The sequence below is a fragment of the Rickettsia endosymbiont of Ixodes scapularis genome (assembly GCF_000160735.1).
In the GTDB taxonomy this organism is placed as follows: domain Bacteria; phylum Pseudomonadota; class Alphaproteobacteria; order Rickettsiales; family Rickettsiaceae; genus Rickettsia; species Rickettsia tamurae.
In genome coordinates, this window is record NZ_CM000770.1 from 989,748 (window position 1) to 992,430 (window position 2,683).

The window sequence follows — 2,683 nt, forward strand, 5'->3', positions numbered from 1 at the left end:
AAAAACACGGTAGCTGCAACTTTCTCAGGATAAAATTTCTGTAAATTCGCTATAACTATAGTATTTGCTGCGAGTGGTGCCGTAGAAAGTAGTTTTAGGGCATTATAGTAATCATTGTTATACCATTTTGTTACAAAATGATCAAACATGATAAATAACCCTACTCCCAAAGGATAGAATAGAAATTTAGCGGCAAAAGTAGCAAAAGTAAATTTTATATCGACTTCAAATTTTTGTAGAGACGAAAGAGCAAGACCCACCATCACCATACCGAGTATTGAAAAAGAACCTTTCATATTATATATAAAATCATCTAAAAAATCCGGTAAAGTAAAACCGCAAAAACTAAATAAACATCCCAAGAAAAAAGCGTTTAAAATTGGTAATTTTACTATTTTTAATATACTATCGGTGGTATTAGCAAAACTTCGCATACAAATATAAAAGCCGACGGAACATTCATAAATATTAACTCCTATCACCGCCATCATGTAAATACTTAATGTATAATCATCGAAAAGTGCTGCAGCTATAGGCAACATAAAATATCCGCCGTTTGCCGTACCTGCAGATAAAGCTATAATATTACGTGTATGATCCTGCCAAAATTTACCAAAAAAATAATAAGAAAAAAGCGATAAGAGTGTTGCAATTACAAATGTTACGACCGTAACGCTTAATGCCGAAAGTGTTAAGGTTGTACTAGCAGGTATCGTAAAAAATACTATAGGCGATATAAAATAGAATAGTAACGAAGAGATACTATCTCTTTCAACATTTGAATATTTACCTGCTAAAAATCCTATTACTACACTTAATAATACCGAAACGGTTTTAAAAAAAACTATACTAAAGATTATCATGTAATGAGCTAAAGATATAATTACTTATAATATATGAGGTTTTATTTTTTTCACTAAATTTTGTAAAGATTTTTACTTCATCGGACAAAAATAAATTTTTAATTGAAGGGTCTGTCAGATTTTTTATGTAAGTACGATTTCTCCATTTGCCCAATTTTGTAAATTTAGTATCACAAAGTATAGCAAATTGATTTAAAGCCATGGCCCAATTCTTAATAGGCATTGTCCATTTTTTAGAAGCATTTGTCAATGCTAAAAAGATTATTTTCTGAATCGATTTATCATCTGGAAATACCCCCTTATTTTTTATAATTTTACGAATTTGACGGTTAGTTGATTCAATAGCATTAGTAGTGTAAATCGCCTTTCTAATGTCTTCCGGAAAGCTAAAGAACGGAGCTATTCCAGACCAATTTCTCTGCCATATATCAAAAATAACTGGATATTTTTCATCCCATTTTTTAGCAAAATTTTGTAATTCTCTTAATCCCTCTGCTTCATTTATTGCAGAATAAACTGCCTTTAAATCAGCTGTTACCAATTTTAAATCTTTATATGATACGTATTTTACAGAGTTTCTTACCATATGAACAATACACAGTTGTACTGTGGTTTTTGGGAAAATGCTATTTATTGCTTCTGGAAAACCTTTAAGACCATCAACACACGCAACATATATTTGTTCTACACCACGATTCTTCAGTTCTGTTACTACTTGCATCCAAAATTTAGATCCTTCATTCTTGCCTATCCAAATACCTAATAGTTCCTTCTTGCCTTCTATATTCACGCCAATATCTAGATAAACTGCTTTATTTATTATTATATGATTGTCTCTTGCCTTAACATGAATACAATCTACATTATAGGATATACACTATCAAGTGCTCTATTCTGCCACGCAGTAACTTCCTCTAAAATGCCATCAGTTACCTTTGATATTAACTCAGATGATACTTTGGTGGCATATAGTTCTTCTAAGTGCCCTTGTATTTCTCGAATAGTCATTCCCCTAGCATATAAAGATATTACTTTATCATCAAATCCTTCAAATCTCCTTACTCCTTTTGGAATTAGTTGAGGTTCAAATTCTCCTTCCCGATCCCTTGGCACTTCTACTATCAATTTACGACCCTCGGAATCTATTAGAGTCTTTTCATAATTGCCATTACGTCTATTATCTGACTCCTTGGTATTCTTAGAATGCTTCTCATAACCTATATGAGATTCCATTTCTTTTTCTAAAATCTTATTTACTATCTGCTTTTTAATTTCCTGAAATATTCCTTCTTTGCCAAATATCTCAGATGGATCACTTTGTGATAGTATTTCTGATACTACTTTTTCTATAGTCGGATTTGATACTTTACTCTTATTCTTCATATTAGCCTCATGTAAGTTGTTTTAATTAATTTTATTCTTAACTATTTTTATAACTTACACAAACTTTCTGACACCCCCTCAGACATTTGATAATTTATCAGTGCTGCAACCATATGCACAAAGGCATTTGTAACTGATCTATGCCTTGAATGCTCAAACTTCCCCAATAGTTTAATTTTACTAAACACAGATTCTATTAATGCTTTTTTAAGCAATAATATTTTATCCAACATAGACATAAGTTTATTTTTCATATTTTTCTTTACCCTAGTTACCATAAAAAATYCCTTGCTCTAAAAAGTTGTAGAAATAATTGTTGCGAAATATAACCCACGATCTCCCGAATACTTTACCAAAAAGATTTTTGATTATCAGTTCCAGCTGTTTTCTATCATCCTTATTGCCAGGGCTAAAAGATGCTTTAACTATACCACCGG

Annotated in this window: 2 protein-coding genes and 1 pseudogene; all 3 read right to left on the reverse strand. The window is 31.3% G+C overall.

Annotation, left to right across the window (positions count from 1 at the left end; all coding sequences use genetic code 11):
• Positions 1–863, reverse strand: an 863-nt coding sequence (locus REIS_RS04970; protein WP_008580170.1) for an AEC family transporter, incomplete at its 3' end; no start/stop codon positions are given.
• Positions 864–1,041: 178 nt separating this feature from the next.
• A pseudogene (locus REIS_RS04975) lies at positions 1,042–2,246 on the reverse strand (IS256 family transposase); the annotation flags it as partial.
• Between the two features lie 47 nt (positions 2,247–2,293).
• Positions 2,294–2,524 (reverse strand): transposase, encoded by a 231-nt coding sequence (locus REIS_RS11165; protein ID WP_008580172.1) that lies wholly within the window; start codon positions 2,522–2,524, stop codon positions 2,294–2,296.
• Positions 2,525–2,683: the final 159 nt, after the last annotated feature.